The following is a 19,831-nucleotide window of genomic DNA, read 5'->3' as shown; positions in this document are numbered from 1 at the left end:
TATTTTTTAACTATTTTTTGTAAATATACGTTTTAAATTGAATAATTTTACTTTCTGTCTTTGCTAAAGAAGTATAACTGAAGCAATCTGTTTATTTAATTTACTGTTTTTCAAAGCAACTTTATATATATTAAATAAAAAATTGCTTCGTACCTCGCAAAGACGAAACTATATAAACATTTTTATAAATTACCCAGCAAAAGATATTATATTTTCAATAATAGCTCTACCCATTAAAGAAATAATACCACCTCTTTGAGAATATAAAGGATCATCTAATTTAGCAATTTGCTCACGTTCTATATATTTATCTCTAACTTTTTGTTTTACTGTTGGTGTTGCACTTGTTTTTAAATAATTTTCGTTCTCTTTATTGGCTAAAACACGTTCTTTAATGTCATAATCATTAGAAACTTCTTGGCAAATTTCTTTAATAACAATAGCATCTTCTTTAGATATTTGGTATTTCTCTTCAATTTGTTCTAAAGCTAATTCTATGGTAGTTCTTGTGGGTGTATTTCCAGATCCACCAATTTTTAAACCTGTTTTTTTAGGCTCTTTTACCACTTGTAAATTGGTTTTCATGCCCATATATTTTACGGCACCTTTAGATAATTCTACCTTTTTTAGCAGCTGATTCATCTCTGAAGTTTTGCCTTTGTTGATAAGCATATTACCAACCACATCCGCAAAAACTACAAAATCATGCAGAAAATCATCAAACTTAAAAAATTGTCTTATAAAATAATACAGTTTAGCATAACGTCTTAACAAAGCAACATATTCTTTTTGATTTTCAAGATTAGGAACTCGTTTTCTAAAAAGTGCTTTGTAATCTTGATTTAGATTACTCATTAAAGCATCAATTTCGGAATCTCTTTCTCTGGCAGCATTTTCTGAATCTAGATACGCATTTATGTACAATTCAATTTCTTCATTGGTAAAAACTTCTAACACATCAATTTCATTGTAAGTATCAATTAATAATTGCTTGTCTGGTTCTTTTTCTTTGTAAGGCGTACCTTTTCTATGTTTATTAAAGGCATCAAAAATTTCTTGTGAGTTGTTGGTAAAATCTACCACAAGTATTTCTTCTTGCTTTTTTTCTTTGTGATTTCTATTTAATCGAGAAACGGTTTGTATGGCATTTACACCTTTTACAGCTTTGTCTAAAAACATGGCAGATAATAAAGGTTGATCAAAACCTGTTTGAAATTTATTTGCCACCACCAAAATTCTATATTCTGGCAATTCAAAAACTTCTTCTATGGTTTTATGTTGATGCAAGGTATCTAACGCATTCAACTTTATTTCGTCTATGGTTTCTTTGGTTGTTGGGTCAGGAAAATTACTGAATGCAAAAAGCACTTTGTAAGGCAATTCTTTTTCTTCTAAAATGGTTTTTATATTTTTAAAGAATTGCAAACCTGCAGGTCTAGAAGAAGTTACAACCATTGCCTTTCCTTTTCCATTAATGGTTTTTGCCACTCTTTCTTCAAAAAAGTTAACAATAACTCCAGATTTATATTGTATTAAATCTGCATCATTGTAAGCAATTGTTTTTAAGGCTTTGCTAACTACACCAACAGGAAAATCTTTTGTGGGTATTTCTTCTTTTAAACGTAAATTATATAAGGTTTGGTAGCTAAATATATTTTGTGCTACATCTAAAATATATTCTTCTTTTATAGCTTCATCTTCACTATATACATCAAAAGGATCACCAAAAAACGATACCGTTTTTGGAGTTGTTGTGGCTGTAAATGCTACAAAAATCTGATTGCTGATATTCAGTTTTTCTAATTCCTTGATATTTTCATCTTCATTAAAATCATCTTCATTTTCTGTATCATTATCATCATCATTAAAAAAAGAACGATAGGTTAATGCCAATTTACCATCTTGAGATCTGTGTGCTTCATCAATTAAAAAAGCGACATTTCTATCTTTTAAAATGGCATCCTTTTTCAATTTTTCTTGAATGTGCCCAAATTTATGCACTGTAGAAACGATAATATCTTTGTCTTTATCTAAAAAATCGGCTAAATCTTTAGACTTTTTGGCGAAGTTGACTTTGTTTGCTAAATGTGCAAAGAGTTTTAAATCGTCTTTTACATTTTTGTCTAACGCTTTTCTATCCGTTAAAATAATAATGTTATCAAAAATCTTTTTATTGTCTGCTGTATGCAAACTATCTAACAAATCTGCCATCCAAGCAATGGTTAAGGTTTTGCCAGAACCTGCAGAATGATTAATCAAATACTTTTTACCCAAACTGCGTTTTTCTGCTACCAGTTTTTTTACATCTTCTGCTAAATTTTTGCTGGTTCTAAATTGATGATATCTAGGAAAAATAGTAAACGCATTTCGTTTTTCTAAAATTCCAGCTTCATTTATTTTTTCATCAGCAGGCACAAAAACCAAATAATGCTCTATATATTTTACGATATTTTCTTTAGAAAACGCATATTTATACACGTGTTCTGTAGGAAATTCGCCAACAGTTTCTGCTTTATTAATTAATTGTGCATTAAACCACAAAAAGTTTTTAGCATGGGTTGGGTTGGTAGCCACTTTGGCTTCTAAATCAGTTAAAGCCATATACATAAAAGGCATTTTGTAGAGGTTGTTTTCTAAATCTCGGTTTAAAAAACTGCTGTAAATGGCATCGTTTGCATTTTGCCCTTCATCTTCGTGCTTAATTTCTGTAACAATAATTGGCAAACCATTTAACCAAATTACCAAATCTATGCGTTCTTTGGTTAGTGGGTTGTATTGGTATTCTGTTTTGTAACACAAACTATTTTTGTGATAATTTGCAAGTTGTTGTGCGCTTTTTGTAGAGCGTGGTTTTGGTTTGTAGAGTTCTATTTTTGTGCCTCTTACAGTTAAGCCATTTCTTAAAATAAGCCACAATTGTGTTTTTACAAGGGTTTCTTTAAGTGCTTTTAAGATTTCTAAATTGGCATCCGTTCCAAAATTTTCTTGTAAAGTGGCATATTTTTCTGGTTGTGTAGTTGTTATAAAATCAATTAATTGTGCTTCTATAATATGATAATTCTTATCTACAACAGTTTCTTTTTGTAAAACAACATACCTATGTTTGTTTTGCAAATAGTTGGCAATATGATTTTGAAATAAGGTTTCTTTATTACTTGGCATACAATTTTTTTTAGGTGATAAACAACAACTTTACCAATTTTTACTTTTTATACACTTGCTTTTTCTTTCTTTTTTGATGCAATAGTTGCCACTTGTTTTTTACCTGTAACACATTCGTGAATTAAACTTTTACGATAGGCTTTTAACGTTTTGATTTGGGATTTTAGATTCTTTTTTAGATTAAAGTTTTTTTCGGTTAATTTTCTAATTACTTCAGAGATTTCTATTTGTTCTTTTATAGGTGGTAAAGGAATATATAATTGTTTTAATCTTTCTACTGATAAACCAGGTTGTGCAGCTGCATTTGAATATTGATTTAAATCCATTAATCTCATTAATTCTCCTATCCAATAAACATCACATTTTAATATTGGAGTTGCTACAACTGCATGCTCAGATGCGAAAAATTTATCATTAGCATAATTAATATTGCCACATAATGCACCTTGTCTTCCTATTAATGGAAAATAGCCTTCATGTGTAAAATTATTTGTAAAACCTCTTAATCCATTTCCACCATAAACAGGATAATCTCCAGTTTTTCCAATGCTAGTTGAAGTAATTGTATCTCCACTTTTCAAATTAACAATATCTTTTAATCTTTTTCTTCTCCAATGAACAGGCATTTTATCCATCCAATTGATGCCAGCATTTTTTAATTTTGAATCTATTTTTGCTCCTTTTGTTAAAAAGTGAATAATTTTAGTCTTTTGATTTTTTGTTAGTTTATCAATTTGCGCTTCTTTAATTGCAATAATTCTATCCAAACGTTTGCAAGCTTCATCTAAATAAGTAGCAATTGCAATTTGTTCTTGTTTTGGAGGTAGTGGGTTATAAATTGTTTTTAAATCGTATGTATCAAATCTAAAAACTTTTATTCCTGTGGCAAATTTTTTCAATTCTTTTCCAAACACTTTTGAAGAATAAAATAAATATTTACTATCTAAAATATTTCTGTTAGGTTTCAATACAATTTGTTCACCACCTATTAACCCTATATCATTTCTATTGTAAAAAACTGAATGTCCTAAATCTTCAATTGTTTCTGAAGTCGAAACAAAAATGACATCACCATAATTTACTATTTGAGAATTTTTATAAAAATTATCATTTACATAAAACTTAAATTGCTCATTAACTTCTTGGACATTGTATGTTTTTCCATATTGTAAGGCAACGTATTTACCTTCAGTAAGTAAATCATTTTTACCAAATCCAGAATTTCCTCTAACAAAATCACATATATTAGAAAGTCTTTTTACTTTCCAATGTGTGGGAATTTCACTCAACCACTCAATTCCGCTATCTTTATACGTGTATTTTTCCATGTTACAATTCACGTATTTGAGTCAATAAATCTTCAGCTTCTTTTTCTAACGCCCAAAATTGTTCAATTAAAACATCGCTGTTTTCTGGCTCTTTGTATTTGTAAAAATATTTGTTGGGCAAAATTTCATAACCTAATTGTTCATATTCGTTCCAAGACAAAATTTTATAATCTATTTCTTTGGCTAAAACTTCATTTATATAGTTGTGCTTGTTTTTTGCTTCTAAATTATAAGGAATGTATTCTTTGTCTTCTACATAATGTCTGTGGTAAAAAGTAGCGTCTTTTTCTTGGTGTTTAAACCACGCTTTTAATTCGTTTACGGTTTTGTCTTTTAAAGCAGCCACATTTTTTTTAAGCTGATTTGCCACCATTGTTTCAAAGGCTTTTTTGCCATCAACTTTAATCTTTAAAACTATATTTTTTAGGTTGATGTTCATGGTAAAATCGCCATAAAAATCGAATGCTTTTTTAATATTGCTATTGTTTAGCTGTTTTGTAAACGGTTCATCAATCCACATTGGTTGGTCGTTTTCATCTTCTTGCCAAAAAACCACACTTACTTTATGAAACGCAAAATCTTTGGTATGGAATTTTTTACAGTCTTCATTTTCTGTCCAATTTTTAAACTGCTCATTAATCCATTTTCTATTTTCGTCTGTAATTCTATTTCGTTTATTTCCAAAAGATTTTGGTTCTTTTTCAAACTGATTTCGTGCATTTATAATAAGCACTTGGTCTTTTTTATGTTTTGGTTTTTTGTTGTTTAAAATCCAGATATAGGTATAAATACCAGTATTATAAAACATTTGATCTGGCAACATTACAATACAATCTAGCAAATCGTTTTCTAGAATGTGTCTTCTAATTTCGCTTTCACCTTGTGTAGCATCTCCATTACTTAAAGGCGACCCATTAAACAACACTGCAATTTTAGAACCACCCAAATGTGCAGGATTCATTTTTTCTATCATGGTTAATAAAAACAATAAAGAACCATCATTAGAAGGCGACATTCCTGGGCTGTATCTAGAAGTTTGTAGCAATTTTACATCATTGCCATATTCGCCCCAATTTACCCCAAAAGGCGGATTGGAAATCATATAATCAAACTGTTTTCCTGTATGTTGGTCACCATCATCATTTACACTTTCTATATGAGGAATTAAAGAGTTACCATGTGTAATATTACTTCTAATTTCGCCTTTTAAAAGCATATCTGCCTTACAAAGTGCGTAGTTTTGTGAGAGTAATTCTTGTCCGTTTAACAACACCAAATCTTCGGTATTTTTAATGCCTTTTGGTGTAATGGCTTTGTCTATTAAATGTTCTTTTGCAATAGATAACATGCCACCAGTTCCACAAGCTGGGTCGTATAAAGAAATTGCTTTTTTGGCAGTATCTGGTTCAAAATCAATGTCCATTAAATCGACCATTATTCGTATAATTTCTCTTGGCGTAAAATGTTCTCCAGTATCTTTTGCATCATCTTGCGAAAACATTTGCAACAGGTTTTCATACACATACCCCATTTCTATATTCGATAAACGAGTTGGGCTAAAATCTTCTTCTGCCACCAACTGAATAATGCTTGCCAATCTTTTTTCTTTTACCATTTTGGTAACAGTGGCTCTATAATCGAACTTATCTATAATTTCATCTACATTGCTACTAAAACTCTTTAAAAATTCTCTAAAATTGTTTTCTACTTGTGTTGCACTATCGCCTAAAATGCTTTTAAGTGTCCAACTAGATCTATTAAAAAACACAGATTGATGGACTTCTAGTTGTTTTACTTTTTTGGCGAGTTCTAAACGTTTTTCTAGTGCTTTTTCTTTACTTTCTACGTGCAATTTCTCTAAAGATTCTTCAGAAAAAGTGTTGTCTTTAGCAATAATTAGTGCTTTAAATTCGGCACGTTTTTCTTCTAAAACGCATTCTATTCTTCGCAACATTATCATTGGTAATATTACAGAAGGGTAATCTTTGGCTTTAAATTTTCCTCGTAATTTTATGGCACCTTTCCAAACTTCATTGGTTAGGTTTTCTAATCTTTCTTTGTGTATCATTAATTGAGTTTACTTTTACGCTTGTTAAAAGGTTAGTTTTGGTAGAAATTTATTGTTTTTTATAGCTTTGACAAGATATTGTTTTTTGTTGATTTTTGTAAATATAATGGTTGCTTTTTTTAAGTTGCTGCGTTTTACAAAAGGAAGACTATAAAGTTTAAAATATAGAAAGTTTATTTAAAAAAAGAGTTGTTTAATTCGTTTTTAAATTATTGTTTTCTACATTAAATTTATTGGAATGTGTTTTTATTTAAAAACGAAAAAATAAAATTCATAAAAAAAACGAATTGTTTTCACAATTCGTTTTTTAATTTTGTAGCGAAAACGGGATTTGAACCCGTGACCTCAGGGTTATGAATCCTGCGCTCTAACCAACTGAGCTACCTCGCCATTTTTGTTTTTGAGAGTGCAAATATAAATACTTTTTAGAGATTAGCAACATCTCTTTTTAATTTTTTTTAAATAGAATTTAATACTTATATTGTGAACCAAAGTTACATAAAAATGGATAAAGTAAAATACGAACTAGAAATACCAATTCATGCGTCTCCAAGCATGCTATATCAATATATTTCATCTCCTTCTAATCTACAAGAATGGTTTGCAGATAAAGTAAACTCAAGAGGTAAAATGTTTACTTTTGAATGGGATGGAACTATAGAAAAAGCAGAATTAATTACTAAAAAAACTGAAGATAGAGTTCGTTGGAAATGGTTAGAGAGTGAAGATGATGAAAGTTTTTTTGAAATAAAAATTCAAGTAGATGCCTTAACAAAAGATGTTTCCTTAATTATTACGGATTTTGCGGATGATGAAGACGAAGTAGAGGAGTCCAAGCAACTTTGGGAAAACCAAATAGACGAATTGAAACAAACAATTGGTGCTTAAAAGCCAAATTGTATAAAATTTAAAAAACTCAACTTTTGGTTGGGTTTTTTTGTGCTTCATTTGTAACAAAACCTTAATTTTGCACTTCTAAAATTTTTATAGATGATTAACTTTAATGGCGAATTAGTACCCGAAGAAAATATGCAACTTTCTATACATAATAGAGGTTTTAAATATGGAGATGGAATTTTTGAAACTATAAAAGTTGTCAATAAAAAAGTTGTTTTTTGGGAAGATCATTATTTTAGATTAATGGCTTCTATGAGAATGTTGCGTATGAAAATACCAATGGAATTTACGTTAGAGTTTTTAGAGCAAGAAATTTTAAAAACAGTTGCTTTACAAAATGAGGCTGCTACTTTTAGGGTTCGTTTAAATGTGTATCGAAAAGATGGTGGTTTGTATACTCCAAAAACTAATGAAATCGATTATTTAATTGAAGTAAAGGAAAATACTTACAAAACTAAAGAAACATATACTGTTGACGTTTTTAAAGACTTTTATAATTATTCTGGTTTATTATCAACCATAAAAACAAACAACAGAATGTTAAATACCTTAGCAAGTATTTTTGCCAAAGAGAACAATTTAGACAACTGTGTTTTAATTAATGAGCGAAAAGGAGTAGTAGAGGTTGCTAATGGAAATATCTTTGTTTTAAAAGGTAATGTTATCAAAACACCAGCATTAACAGAAGGTTGTATTAAAGGAATTGCTAGGCAAAAAGTTATCGAAATTATTGCTAAAAATAAAGAATTTACTTTAGAGCAAACAACGATCTCTCCTTTCGAAATTCAAAAAGCAGACGAGGTTTTTATTACGAATGCAATTATGGGGGTTCAGCCAATTACAAATTATAAAAAGAAAAAATTTACGGTAGATTTTTCTAGTAAAATAGCAAAAAGTCTTAAAGTTTTAGAAGTTACTTCTGCTTAATTTAAGTTGATGTCACTGGGTGCATTTGCCCAAAGTTTATAATCACCACCTTTTTGAAGAATTTTTTCTTTCCAAAGAGATGATGGGTCTTCAGAAAATATATTTTGAAGATCATTTTCTGATATAAACCATGAATTTATATTCAATTCATCTGTAAGTTGATTTTTTTCCCAACCAGAATATCCTAAGAAAAAACGAATCTCAGATTTTTTTAAAAAACCATCATTTAAGAGTTGTTTTAAAGTTTCAAAATTTCCTCCCCAAAAAATACCATTATCTATTTCTATACTATCAGGAATTAGTTCTGGAACTTTATGTACAAAATACAAATTACCTTGCTCAACAGGACCACCATTATATACTGTAAAATCTGAACTAATATCTGGTAATAAATCGCTTAAAGTATATGGTAAAGGCCTATTTAAGATAAAACCAACAGAGTTAATTTCTGTATGCTCTGTAATTAAAATAATAGCTCTATTAAAAGAGCTGTCATTTAAAATGGAAGGTTCAGCAATTAACAACCTGCCTTTATGTGGTTTTAAATACGACATAAGTAAATATATACAAAATATTATAAATAAAAAAGAGGTCGTCTAAAAAGCATTTTTTAGGCGATTTTTTATTTTGTTAATTTTTTCTTGCGATTTTTTAAGAATGATTTAAAAAATACTCAGATTTAAAAAAAGTATAGTTTTTCTAAATAGTTAAACTGTACTTTTTTAAGTTATGTGCCATTGCAATTAGCCCTATTTCAACATTTACTTTACGTGTTCCTCTTAGCATAAATCGTTTAAAGTTCATGTTTTGTTTGATATTTCCAAAAACAGCTTCTACATCCCAACAGCGTTGTTTTCGCTTTGCAATGCCTTGTTCAGAGTTGAGTAATATTTTAGCTTTTGATTTTAATCGTATTAAATTATAATTCCTTTCTATAACTCGATTTGTTTTTGATTTATGACATAGTGTTCTTAAAGGGCAACCTTTACAGTTTTGTGCTTGGTATCTGTGTATTTCTTGGATAAATCCGTTCTTAGTATTTCTTTTATAAGTATCTATAAGTTTCATTTCTTGTCCTATAGGACAGTAATAAAGATCTTTCTCTCTATTATAATGTAATTCATTAGGATGGAAAGGATTTGTTTTTCCTCTTTTTTTATCTAATTGCTCTTTATGGAAGTAATTGTATTTTACAAAAGCGGTAATTTCTTTATCTTCTAAATCTGTATAATTTTCTTCACTTCCATAGCCTGCATCTGCTGTGAGCGTCTCTGGAGTTTGGTCATAATTTTCGATATGATTGTTAAGGTGTTCTTTTAAAGTAGTGGTGTCTGCTGTGGTTTGTGCTAAAGTGTAATTGGTAAGGTATTGATTGTTGGTAGAGGCTTGTATATTATAGGCAGGTTTGAGTTGTCCATTTTGCATATGATCATCTTTCATTCGCATAAAAGTAGCGTCATTATCAGTTTTACTATAACTATTTCTACCCTGTAAAATAGCTTCTTGTTTTTCATATTTCGCTAAATTAGCTGGCCAGTTTTTCTTGGCATAATTCAGCTTCTGCTTTACTTTTTTATCAATTACTTTGCCTTGTAAAACTTCATTTATTTTATCAATTGTAGCTTCAACTTGCTCCGCATTTATCTGCTCAAAATCTGGTGTATTGGGTATATGTTGTTCCTCTTTGTAAACCTTCTCTACATAAGACCAAAGCTCTTTCAACTGTTTTTCAATGCGAGTTTTACTGGTTTTAATAGATTTACCCCAAACAAAAGTATAGCGATTTGCATTGGCTTCTATTTTAGTACCATCTACAAAAATATCTTTTAAACTGATAACTCCTTGCTCAACAAGCAGTAAAACTACTTGATGGAATATGGGCTTGAAATGTTCTTGAAGTCTTTTACCTCTAAAATCATTAATTGTGTTATGATCAGGTTTGTTTTGTCCACTTAACCACATAAAATGGATGTTCTCTGATAAAGCTTGTTCTATTTTTCTTGAAGAATATAAATTACGTAAATAAGCATAAATTAATATTTTTAGCAACATTCTTGGGTGATAGCTTGAGGTGCCTCCACCTTTATAACTCTCTTCTAATTTACTAATATCTACATGGTCTATAATCGTATTAACAATACGAACTGGATGATTCTTTGGAACTAAATCATCATAACTGGGAGGTAAAAGACTCAACTGATCTTGAGTGTAAGTCTTAAAAACAACTTTTCTGCTCATTCTTAAAAATACGAAATTCTTTAAAAATTTGCAAAAAAAAAGACTGCCTTTTCAGACAGCCTCTAATTATAATTAGTTTTGCAGTAAATTAGTTTACAGCATCACTTAATCCAGCTCCAGCTTTAAATTTTGCTACATTTTTAGCAGCAATTTGGATAGTTTTTCCTGTTTGAGGGTTTCTTCCTGTTCTTGCAGCTCTGTTAGAAACTGAAAACGTTCCAAAACCAACTAATGCAACTTTATCTCCACCTTTTAAAGCAGAAGTTACGTTATCTGTAAAAGATTCTAATGCTGCTTTCGCTGCTACTTTAGATATTCCTGCATCAGCAGCCATTGCGTCAATTAAATCAGACTTGTTCATAATAAATAAATTTTAAAATTAATTATAAGTTTTTTGCTATAATAGCTTAACAAATATAGACGTATTAAGGGTTCACGCAAATTAGCACCCTAAAAAAACAGTGTTTTGTTAATAAATAGATGCAAATTGTTAATAAACCCATGTTCAAAGTCTTTAAAAACGCTAAAAAGCTTATCAATAAAGGTTTTAAATCATTTTAGAATTGTCTGCTATCGTAAAACCATTTAGCAAACTTGCTGCGTCCATTTTTTTCTTTCCAGCTAACTTTATTCCTTTAATATTAATAAAGCCATTTGCAACAGCAACTTTTATTTCTTTTTTTGAGGTGATAATTGATCCTGCTTCCAAATTATGTGATTCTTCTATTTTTTTTACCTCATAGATTTTAGCAGAAATTTCTTCGCCATTATTTAATAGAATTGTCCAAGCAGAAGGAAAAGGATTTAAACCTCTAATCTTATTATAGATAGTGTTTAATGATAAAGACCAATCAATTCTTGTGTTTTCTGAATGTAGTTTTGGCGCCGATTTTTCTTCTAATTCAGGTTGCTTTATAGTTTGGATGTTGCCTTCTGCAATTAAATTTACAGTTTCAGCAACTGCATCTGCCCCTAAAAACATTAATTTATCGTGTAAAGCACCAACAGTTTCGTCTTTTAAAACAGCAATTTCTTTTTGTAATATAATTTCGCCAGTATCAATTTTATCATCAATAAAAAAAGTAGAGACACCCGTTTTTGTTTCTCCGTTAATTATAGCCCAATGAATGGGTGCTGCACCTCTATAATCTGGCAATAAAGAGGCGTGTAAATTAAAGGTACCAAACTCTGGCATTTGCCATACAACTTTTGGTAACATCCTAAAAGCAACTACAATTTGTAAGTTGGCATTAAGGTTTTTTAAATCTTCAAGAAACGTTTCGTTTTTTAAATTTGTAGGTTGTAAAATAGTTAATTTTTGACTTAGCGCATATTTTTTAACAGCAGATTCGTTTAGTTTTCTTCCTCTTCCAGCAGGTTTATCTGGAGCAGTAATTACACCAACAATGTTATAATTATTGTCTACTAAATGTTTTAAAATGGCGACTGCAAAATCTGGAGTTCCCATAAAAACGATTCGTATATCTTTCATAATTTTTATTTTATTTGGTATTTATTTTGATGATTTATCTGAACTTTATTTTCAGATAAAAGAGTTCGCAAATGTATTAAAATGTCATTTTCATTTGCCTGTAATTGTTGCCTAATTTCTTGGGATGTTAAACTTGTTTTTTTTCTTAAAAGAGATAAAATATCTAAAGATAAATCTTCTTTTTTTGTTCTTTTTTCTGATAAACAAACATCACAAATGCCACATTTTTGAGTTGATTCTTCATCAAAATAATCTAAAATTTGGATACTTCTACATACATTTTGATTCGAAATATAGGCTAAAAAATCTTCTGATTTTTTCTCTTTTTGTTTTAAGAATTGAACAATTTCTTTAGAGCATCTGTTGATGGTTCTGTCATCTTCTCTTGGTACTAAAAACTGAATTTCTGAATCTGTTTTTACACGTCGATATTCTAAAATTTTATCTTCATGTAAACGTTGTAAAATGCTAAATATGTGTTTTGAAGTGGTTTGGTTTTTTTTTGCTAGTAGATACTCGTCTACTTTAACCTCTTGTTTAAATACACCTGCATAAGTTCTTAATAATGAATCAATAAATTTTTTAGTATCAATATTATTGATAGCGTAAAAAATTACGTTTTTACTACTTGTATTAAAAATTACAGTCGATTTTTGATTAAAGGTATTTGTAATTTCTATGATACCATTATTGGCTAAAATCTTTAAAACAGCTTCTACTTTTTTTTGTGAAAATTGATACTTTTTACTGAATTCGGAAAGTTGAAATTGAAACAATTCTTCCGAAATTTCGCCTGTAGAAATTCTAAAATATTGGTATAATTTTTTATGAATTTCTTTCACTTCTAAAATTGATGGCAAGCCTTTTTTTACAAGTTCTTTATATTTTAAAATATCGTTTTCATTTTTTAATAAAACAGCAAAAGATTTTTTTTCGTTTCTACCTGCTCTTCCAGATTCTTGAATATAATTTTCGAGCGAAAAAGGCAAATCAAAATGAATTACAACGCCCACATTTGGTTTGTCAATTCCCATTCCAAAAGCATTGGTTGCAACTATAATTTTTGTCTTTTCGGACATCCAATTTTGGTAAGCAATTTGTTTTTCTTTGGCAGCTAATCCTCCATGATAAAAACTGCTTTTAAAATTATTGGCGTTTAAAAAACGAGCAATTTCTTCGGTTCTTTTTCTAGAAGTTACATACACAATTGCTGGCGTTTTTGTCTTGGTAAAAATTTGAATCAACCTTGTTAATTTATCTTCCACATTAAAAATTTGATAAGCTAAATTTTCTCTGTAAAAAGATTTTTTAAATATTGCAGGATTTTTTAAATTTAGGTTTTTGGCAATATCATCTAAAACTCTTTCGTTGGCAGTTGCAGTTAAAGCTATAAAATTTGTGTTTGGAATTAGTTCTTTTAAAATCTTTATATTTCTATAACTTGGTCTAAAATCGTGGCCCCATTCAGAGATACAATGTGCTTCATCAATAGCAACAAAACTAACGTTAAGTTCTTTTAATTTTTGCTGAATAAATAACGATTGTAATCTTTCTGGAGAAATGTATAAAAATTTATAATTGCCAAATTTAATGGTATCAAAAAGGGCAATCATATCATTTTGAGAAGAACCAGATTTTATAAGTGTTGCTTTTATGTTGCGTTTTTTCAAGTTTTCTACCTGATCTTGCATCAATGCAATTAATGGTGAAATTACAACACAAACACCATCTTTTACCAAGGCTGGTACTTGAAAACAAATCGATTTTCCTCCTCCAGTTGGCAATAAAGCAATGGTGTCTTTTCGCTCTAAAACAGCTTGTATAATTTGCTCTTGTGGTTCTCTAAAAGTGGTGTAATTCCAGTATTCTTTTAATATGTTTTTAGCGGAGATCATAAATCGCAAGCAAGCGAATTGATGATAAAATTTGTTCGTTCTTCAATAGTGCCAAAAGGAACATTCATAATTTTATAGCCCAATTCTGAATAGGCTTCTAACAAAAATTTATCAATTTTTAGCGATTCTTCAAAAGTTTCATAACGTTCATTATCAGTTGTATGAATCTCATCCCAAGGAGAAAAATGAAAAATTGCATCGTATTTATATGCTTTGCTTTTTTCTAAAAATAACTCAGGATAATCGGTATTAAAATAGTTCATATAGGCATGAACATCAGGAATTCCTCTATCAAAAAAAATGATGTTTTCTTTTCGTTTATCAGCAATTAAAAACTGTTCTTCTCTACCTTTTAATAGCATTTCGCTAAACAACAAAGGTTCCGTTAAAAACAATTGTTCAATACCTTCTTTTTGTGCTTTTAATGTAACAGCTCTAGATACTTCATCAAAACAATAAAAACCTTTGTTTTTTAAGGCATTTAAAACGGTTGTTTTTCCTGTTCCTGGCCCACCAATTAATACTATTTTTTGCTGATTTTCTTGCAAGTTTTTCGTGTTAGAATTATTATTTTTGATTTTCTTTTGAATGTCAACTCCACAAAAATAAATCATTCGTTTTATAAAACTAATTTTTAATGTAATTTTGTGGCTTGTTATTTGTAAAGAATACAATAAATTTTCAATTATGAGTGATAAAAGTGAGTTTTATACCAAACTAAAAGGTCAGTTAGAAGATACAACAGATTTCCCTGCAGATTATATGTATAAATTTATTGTGCCAACAGATGGCAATCAATTGGCAGAAGTAGAAAGTTTGTTTGATAATAAAGGAGCAGTTATTACCACAAAAAATTCTAAAACAGGGAAATATGTGAGTATAACCATCGTTTTAAAATTAAATTCTGCTGATGAAATTATCAGTTATTACACGAAGGTTGAAAAAATTAAAGGAATTATATCATTATAGATTTATGAAAAAATTAGTTTTAGTACTGTTTTTAGCAGTTTCAAGCATGATTCTTGGGCAGCAAAATGATAAAATTTTAATTACGATTGATGGTGAAGAAATTTCAGTTGGAGATTTTAAAAGAATTTACGAGAAAAATTTAGATGCCATAGATAATGAAGAAGCTAAAGATGTAGAGAAAAATCTAGATCTTTTTATCAATTATAAATTGAAGGTAAAAGAAGCATATCAAATTAAATTGGATACCTTACCTTCTTACATTAAAGAGATTGAGGGGTATAGAAATCAGCTTTCTGCACCTTATATGCAAGATACTGTTTTTATTAATAAATTGGTGAAAGATGCTTATTTTAGAACTAAAAATGAAATTAAAGCAAAACACATATTAATACGAACGCCAAAAGACGCCACACCAAAAGATACGTTAGAGGCGTATCAAAAAATAATGAATATTAGAGCTAGAATCTTAAAAGGCGAAGATTTTGAAGCAGTTGCAGAAGAAACTTCAGAAGATCCATCAGCAAGAGATGACGAAAAAAGTGGACGAAAAGCTAACAAAGGAAATTTAGGGTATTTTTCTGCTTTTAAAATGGTGTATCCTTTTGAAGATGCAGCTTACAATACCAAAGTTGGTAAAGTTTCAGAACCATTTAAAACTCGTTTTGGTTATCATATTTTAAAAATAGATTCTTTAAGAGCCTCAAAAGGAGAAGTAGAAGTTGCTCATATTTTGATAAATAACCAAACTAAAAATGCAAAAAAACTTATTGATTCACTTTACAATCAATTAGAAAAAGATGTGCAGTTTAAAACATTGGCAAGAAAATTTTCTGAAGATACAGGGTCAAAATCTAAAGGAGGAAAATTAAGACAATTTGGAACTGGAGTAATGGTAAAATCTTTTGAAGATGTAGCTTTTAGTTTGCAAAAAGAAGGTGAATATTCTAAACCTTTTCAAACTCCTTTTGGATGGCATATTTTACAGTTGATCAAAAAACATCCTGTAAAAACTTTCGAGGAAATGCAAGATGAATTAAAAAGCAAAGTAAAATCTGGTGATAGAGCTCAATTATCTGAAAAAGCAGTAATTGCTAAATTAAAGAAAAAATATACAATTTCTGAGAACGAAAACGCAAAAACTATTTTTGAAAATAAAAATATTAGAACTATTGGTAAAGATTCTTTGCAAGAAGTTTTATTGACTATTAATGAGTTAGACATAAAACAGGAAGCTTTTGTAAGCTATATTAAAAATAGAAATAACGCACCTGTTTATGAACTTTTTAACGAGTTTAAAGACAAAGAGATTTTAAGTTATTACAAAGAAAACCTAGAAAAAACCGAGCCAGAATTTGCTTATACTTTACAAGAATACAGAGATGGTTTATTGTTATTTGAGTTGATGCAACAAAAAATATGGGAAAAATCATCTAAAGATACTTTAGGATTAAAAAACCATTATGATACCAACTTATCTAAATATAAAAATAAAGAATTCGATAAAATAAAAGGAGAGGTAATGAATGATTATCAGAATACTTTAGAGGAAAAATGGATTACAGATTTAAGAAATAAAAGTGTGATTGAAGTAAATAATAAAGAGCTTAAAAAATTAATTAAATTTTATAAAAAAGAGTAATGAGGAAATTTGCAGTACTTTTTTTAATGTTTTGTGTGTTTGCTTCTTGCGAATATTTTCAAGTTGAAGAAAAAGAAAGTACAACATCAGAAATTGTAGCGATTGTAAATACCGAAAAACTTTTTAGAGAAGATTTAGCCAATGTAGTGCCAAATAACACCAGCAAAGAAGATAGTATTATTTTGGTGAAAGGTTACATAAACGATTGGGCTGTAAAACAAATATTGCTAAGTAATGCAGAAAGCAGTAGTACTTTAGAAGAAGTTACAGAAATTAATTCTTTAGTAAAAGACTACAAAGAAAGTTTATTAATTAACAGTTATAAAGAAAGGCTTATAAACCAGCAATTAGATACTGTTATTAGTGAAAGTGAAATAGAGGCATTTTATGAAAATAATAAAGAAAACTTTAAGCTAAACGAAGAACTATTAAAAATTAAATACCTTCATTTTGACAACAATATCATCAATAAAAAAGAATTTATAGACCTTTTTCAATCCGATAAAATTGAAGATTTAGAAGCCTTAGAAAAACAACAATTAAGTTTTAAATATTATCAATTTAACGATTCAATTTGGACACAATTAGATAAGGTTTTGTTAAAAATACCATTTTCTAAAGAAAATCTGTTAAATAAAACAAAATTCCTCCAAAAACAAGATTCATTAGGTTTATATTTGGTGGCTATTAATGATGTTTTGGTTCGGAATGATACAGCACCATTAAGCCACATAGAAGCTACAGTAAAACAAATGATTTTGCACAGACGTAAAATCGAATTAATTAGAGATATAGAAAAAATATTAGTAAAAGATGCAACAAAAAACAACAATTTCAAAATATACTAAACTAACGCTTTTCGCAGCTCTTTTTGGGCTGATGAGTTTGTCAACCTTTGCACAAAAAATTAAAATTGATGGTGTTGCAGTTGTGGTTGGTAAAAACATTGTGTTAGATTCTGATATCGATAAATTTAAGCAAGAGATAGACATAAGATCAGAAGGTAAAATTAAAATTTCTGACTGTGAAATGTTAGAAGAATTAATGGAACAAAAATTATTGGCTCATCATGCAGTTATTGATAGTGTTATTGTTTCTGACCCAGAAATTGCTGGTAGAGTAGATAGTAGTATCAAGTATTTTACACAACAATATGGTTCTGTAGATAAAGTTATTAAAGCTTATGGTTTTAATGATTTAGACGATTTAAGAAAAGAATTATATTCTGTGCAAACAGAAAACCTTTTGATCGAAAAAGAGCAACAAAAAATTACTGAAAAGATAGATGTTACTCCAGAAGAGGTTCGTATTTTTTATAATGGATTAAAAGAAAAAGGAGAATTACCAGAATTTTCTGCGGAAATAGAATTGGCGCAAATTGTTTTAAAAGCGAAACCAACAGAAGCAGAAACTGAAAGAATTATAAATAAATTAGCTGAATTGAAAAAGGAAGTTGAAGAAGGTGCTAATTTTAAAATGAAAGCGATTATTAATTCTGATGATCCTACAGTAGCTCAAAATGGAGGGAATTTAGGAGAAATTACTAAAGAAACTAATTTTATAAAGGAGTTTAAAGAAATGGCTTTTTCTTTAGATCCGAATCAAATTTCAAAACCTTTTAAAACAGATTTTGGGTATCATATTATAAAATTACATGAAATTAAAGGGAATGCAAGAGTGGTATCTCATATTTTAATGCAACCAGAAATTCCAGGTTCTTTACTTACAGAAACAAGAGAAATTGCAGAAAAATTAATTGAAGATATTAATGATGGTAAAATTACCTTTGAAGAAGCTGTAAAAAAATACTCAGATGATGATGAAACAAAAAACAATGGAGGTTTAATTGTGAATCCATATACAGGCGAATCTACTTTTGAATTAACAGGAATGGATCCTGCTTTGTATGCAAGAGTAGCTGAGTTAAAAAAGGGTGAATTTACAGAGGTTTTTTTCGATCAAAATAGAAGTGGAGAAAAGATGTACAAATTCATGATGATGAAAGACAGAACAAATACGCATGTTGCAGATATTGTGAATGATTACGTGAAAATACAAGAGTTAGCTTTAACAAAAAAGAAAGAAGAAACCATTACAAAATGGGCAAAAGAGAAGATTAAAGATACCTATATAAAAATGGCAGATGACCATAGAAAATGTACTTTCGAAAAAAATTGGAAAAAAGAAACAGGTAAATAATGTCTGACGTAAAAGCTGTAAATGATTTAGTACTAAAACATAAATCATTAAAAACCGAAATTAGTAAAATAATTATTGGCCAAGAAGAAGCCGTAAACTTTGTGTTGTTATCCATTTTTTGTGGAGGTCATTCATTGTTAATTGGTGTGCCAGGTTTAGCAAAAACGCTTTTGGTAAATACAGTTTCTGATGTGTTGGGTTTAAAATTCAATAGAATTCAGTTTACACCAGATTTAATGCCTTCCGATATTTTAGGAAGTGAAATATTAGACGAAACCAGAAAGTTCAAATTCATAAAAGGCCCAATTTTTTCAAACATTATTTTGGCTGATGAAATTAACAGAACTCCACCTAAAACGCAAGCAGCTTTGCTAGAAGCTATGCAAGAGCGCTCTGTAACAGTTTCTGGGAATCATTATAAATTAGAATTACCTTTTTTTGTATTAGCAACTCAAAACCCAATTGAGCAAGAAGGAACCTATCCTTTGCCAGAAGCACAATTAGACAGGTTTATGTTTTCTATCAATTTAGAATACCCGAGTTTTAAAGAAGAAGTAGCCGTTGTAAAAAATACCACAAGTAATATTGCTCAAAAAGTTGATGCTATTCTTTCTGGTGACGAAATTATTGGCATTCAAAATTTGATTCGTAAAATTCCAGTAACTGATAATGTTATTGAATATGCAGTTACTTTGGTCGGTAAAACAAGACCAAAATCTTCTGCGGCTACAGAAATGGTAAAAAGTTATTTAGATTGGGGAGCAGGTCCAAGAGCGTCTCAAAACTTAATATTGGCAGCAAAGGCGCATGCAGCTATTCATGGTAAATATTCTCCAGATATCGAAGACGTAAAAGCTGTAGCAATTCCTATTTTATCTCATAGAATCGTAAAGAATTACAAAGCTGAAGCAGAAGGGGTTACAATTAGTAATATTATAGAATCTTTGTTGTAATTATATTTTCCATCTAAAGCAACTTACTTTATAATTTTGTAAGAATATTTTTAAGAGATACAAA

General features: G+C 29.3%; 16 protein-coding genes and 1 tRNA gene. 7 read left to right on the top strand and 10 right to left on the bottom strand.

Features of this window, described 5'->3' with window-relative positions; all coding sequences use genetic code 11:
* Positions 1 to 189: 189 nt before the first annotated feature.
* The 4 genes from P161_RS0117660 to P161_RS0117645 form a co-directional block, all read right to left on the bottom strand.
* On the bottom strand, positions 190 to 3,162 hold the full coding sequence (locus tag P161_RS0117660) for a DEAD/DEAH box helicase family protein (protein ID WP_026778207.1): 2,973 nt from the start codon (positions 3,160 to 3,162) through the stop codon (positions 190 to 192).
* Positions 3,163 to 3,209: 47 nt separating this feature from the next.
* Positions 3,210 to 4,490, bottom strand: coding sequence for a restriction endonuclease subunit S (locus tag P161_RS18875; protein ID WP_051605797.1), 1,281 nt, complete (start codon positions 4,488 to 4,490; stop codon positions 3,210 to 3,212).
* Between the two features lies 1 nt (position 4,491).
* Positions 4,492 to 6,558 carry a type I restriction-modification system subunit M gene (locus P161_RS0117650; protein WP_026778206.1) on the bottom strand — a complete coding sequence of 689 codons (2,067 nt, stop codon included), beginning with the start codon at positions 6,556 to 6,558 and terminating at the stop codon, positions 4,492 to 4,494.
* Between the two features lie 316 nt (positions 6,559 to 6,874).
* A tRNA-Met gene (locus P161_RS0117645) sits at positions 6,875 to 6,948 on the bottom strand.
* 114 nt (positions 6,949 to 7,062) lie between these two features.
* On the opposite strand from P161_RS0117645, the gene P161_RS0117640 reads away from it, so the two are divergent.
* Both P161_RS0117640 and P161_RS0117635 read left to right on the top strand, forming a co-directional pair.
* Complete coding sequence (locus tag P161_RS0117640) at positions 7,063 to 7,446, top strand: START-like domain-containing protein (protein ID WP_026778205.1); 384 nt, start codon at positions 7,063 to 7,065, stop codon at positions 7,444 to 7,446.
* A 102-nt stretch (positions 7,447 to 7,548) separates the two neighbouring features.
* Positions 7,549 to 8,382: an aminotransferase class IV gene (locus P161_RS0117635; protein ID WP_026778204.1), complete on the top strand. Its 834-nt coding sequence runs from the start codon at positions 7,549 to 7,551 to the stop codon at positions 8,380 to 8,382.
* Here the strand turns inward: P161_RS0117635 and P161_RS0117630 are convergent.
* From P161_RS0117630 to P161_RS0117600, 6 genes are all read right to left on the bottom strand, one after another.
* The gene (locus P161_RS0117630; RefSeq protein WP_026778203.1) at positions 8,379 to 8,936 is read right to left on the bottom strand and encodes a YqgE/AlgH family protein; all 558 of its coding nucleotides are present in this window, start codon (positions 8,934 to 8,936) and stop codon (positions 8,379 to 8,381) included. The two genes, P161_RS0117635 and P161_RS0117630, sit on opposite strands and share 4 nt — an antisense overlap.
* Positions 8,937 to 9,081: 145 nt before the next feature.
* Entirely contained in the window at positions 9,082 to 10,620 is a 1,539-nt protein-coding gene (locus P161_RS0117625; RefSeq protein ID WP_026775472.1) for an IS1182 family transposase, read from the bottom strand.
* Between the two features lie 88 nt (positions 10,621 to 10,708).
* The gene (locus tag P161_RS0117620; protein WP_026778202.1) at positions 10,709 to 10,981 is read right to left on the bottom strand and encodes an HU family DNA-binding protein; all 273 of its coding nucleotides are present in this window, start codon (positions 10,979 to 10,981) and stop codon (positions 10,709 to 10,711) included.
* Between the two features lie 186 nt (positions 10,982 to 11,167).
* Positions 11,168 to 12,112, bottom strand: a complete 945-nt coding sequence (gene fmt, locus P161_RS0117610; protein WP_026778201.1) for a methionyl-tRNA formyltransferase — start codon at positions 12,110 to 12,112, stop codon at positions 11,168 to 11,170.
* Between the two features lie 5 nt (positions 12,113 to 12,117).
* On the bottom strand, positions 12,118 to 14,007 hold the full coding sequence (locus P161_RS0117605) for an ATP-dependent DNA helicase RecQ (protein WP_026778200.1): 1,890 nt from the start codon (positions 14,005 to 14,007) through the stop codon (positions 12,118 to 12,120).
* A complete protein-coding gene (locus P161_RS0117600) occupies positions 14,004 to 14,621 on the bottom strand; it encodes an AAA family ATPase (protein WP_081817085.1) in 618 nt (205 codons plus the stop codon). The genes P161_RS0117605 and P161_RS0117600 overlap by 4 nt, the downstream gene beginning before the upstream one ends.
* Positions 14,622 to 14,694: 73 nt before the next feature.
* Between P161_RS0117600 and P161_RS0117595 the strand changes: the two genes are divergently transcribed.
* From P161_RS0117595 to P161_RS0117575, 5 genes are read left to right on the top strand one after another with little or no spacing between them, the layout of a single operon-like run.
* Complete coding sequence (locus tag P161_RS0117595; RefSeq protein WP_026778198.1) at positions 14,695 to 14,976, top strand: DUF493 family protein; 282 nt, start codon at positions 14,695 to 14,697, stop codon at positions 14,974 to 14,976.
* A gap of 4 nt (positions 14,977 to 14,980) precedes the next feature.
* Entirely contained in the window at positions 14,981 to 16,615 is a 1,635-nt protein-coding gene (locus P161_RS0117590; RefSeq protein WP_026778197.1) for a peptidylprolyl isomerase, read from the top strand.
* On the top strand, positions 16,615 to 17,463 hold the full coding sequence (locus P161_RS0117585) for a hypothetical protein (RefSeq protein WP_026778196.1): 849 nt from the start codon (positions 16,615 to 16,617) through the stop codon (positions 17,461 to 17,463). The genes P161_RS0117590 and P161_RS0117585 overlap by 1 nt, the downstream gene beginning before the upstream one ends.
* The gene (locus P161_RS0117580) at positions 17,429 to 18,814 is read left to right on the top strand and encodes a peptidylprolyl isomerase (RefSeq protein ID WP_026778195.1); all 1,386 of its coding nucleotides are present in this window, start codon (positions 17,429 to 17,431) and stop codon (positions 18,812 to 18,814) included. Before P161_RS0117585 ends, P161_RS0117580 begins: the two co-directional genes overlap by 35 nt.
* A complete protein-coding gene (locus P161_RS0117575; RefSeq protein ID WP_026778194.1) occupies positions 18,814 to 19,767 on the top strand; it encodes a MoxR family ATPase in 954 nt (317 codons plus the stop codon). Before P161_RS0117580 ends, P161_RS0117575 begins: the two co-directional genes overlap by 1 nt.
* The last annotated feature ends 64 nt before the right edge of the window (positions 19,768 to 19,831 follow it).

This window comes from Polaribacter sp. Hel_I_88 (genome assembly GCF_000687935.1).
Taxonomy (GTDB): domain Bacteria; phylum Bacteroidota; class Bacteroidia; order Flavobacteriales; family Flavobacteriaceae; genus Polaribacter.
Note: the sequence above shows the minus strand (reverse complement) of the source record. Positions and strands in the feature narration are given on the sequence as shown.

Coding starts and splice junctions, on each gene's coding strand:
- P161_RS0117660 (WP_026778207.1), bottom strand. CDS start 3,162: ATGCCAAGTAATAAAGAAACCTTATTTCAAAATCATATTGCCAACTAT.
- fmt (WP_026778201.1), bottom strand. CDS start 12,112: ATGAAAGATATACGAATCGTTTTTATGGGAACTCCAGATTTTGCAGTC.
- P161_RS0117625 (WP_026775472.1), bottom strand. CDS start 10,620: ATGAGCAGAAAAGTTGTTTTTAAGACTTACACTCAAGATCAGTTGAGT.
- P161_RS0117600 (WP_081817085.1), bottom strand. CDS start 14,621: ATGATTTATTTTTGTGGAGTTGACATTCAAAAGAAAATCAAAAATAAT.
- P161_RS0117605 (WP_026778200.1), bottom strand. CDS start 14,007: ATGATCTCCGCTAAAAACATATTAAAAGAATACTGGAATTACACCACT.
- P161_RS0117635 (WP_026778204.1), top strand. CDS start 7,549: ATGATTAACTTTAATGGCGAATTAGTACCCGAAGAAAATATGCAACTT.
- P161_RS0117630 (WP_026778203.1), bottom strand. CDS start 8,936: ATGTCGTATTTAAAACCACATAAAGGCAGGTTGTTAATTGCTGAACCT.
- P161_RS0117595 (WP_026778198.1), top strand. CDS start 14,695: ATGAGTGATAAAAGTGAGTTTTATACCAAACTAAAAGGTCAGTTAGAA.
- P161_RS18875 (WP_051605797.1), bottom strand. CDS start 4,490: ATGGAAAAATACACGTATAAAGATAGCGGAATTGAGTGGTTGAGTGAA.
- P161_RS0117580 (WP_026778195.1), top strand. CDS start 17,429: ATGCAACAAAAAACAACAATTTCAAAATATACTAAACTAACGCTTTTC.
- P161_RS0117650 (WP_026778206.1), bottom strand. CDS start 6,558: ATGATACACAAAGAAAGATTAGAAAACCTAACCAATGAAGTTTGGAAA.
- P161_RS0117585 (WP_026778196.1), top strand. CDS start 16,615: ATGAGGAAATTTGCAGTACTTTTTTTAATGTTTTGTGTGTTTGCTTCT.
- P161_RS0117590 (WP_026778197.1), top strand. CDS start 14,981: ATGAAAAAATTAGTTTTAGTACTGTTTTTAGCAGTTTCAAGCATGATT.
- P161_RS0117640 (WP_026778205.1), top strand. CDS start 7,063: ATGGATAAAGTAAAATACGAACTAGAAATACCAATTCATGCGTCTCCA.
- P161_RS0117620 (WP_026778202.1), bottom strand. CDS start 10,981: ATGAACAAGTCTGATTTAATTGACGCAATGGCTGCTGATGCAGGAATA.
- P161_RS0117575 (WP_026778194.1), top strand. CDS start 18,814: ATGTCTGACGTAAAAGCTGTAAATGATTTAGTACTAAAACATAAATCA.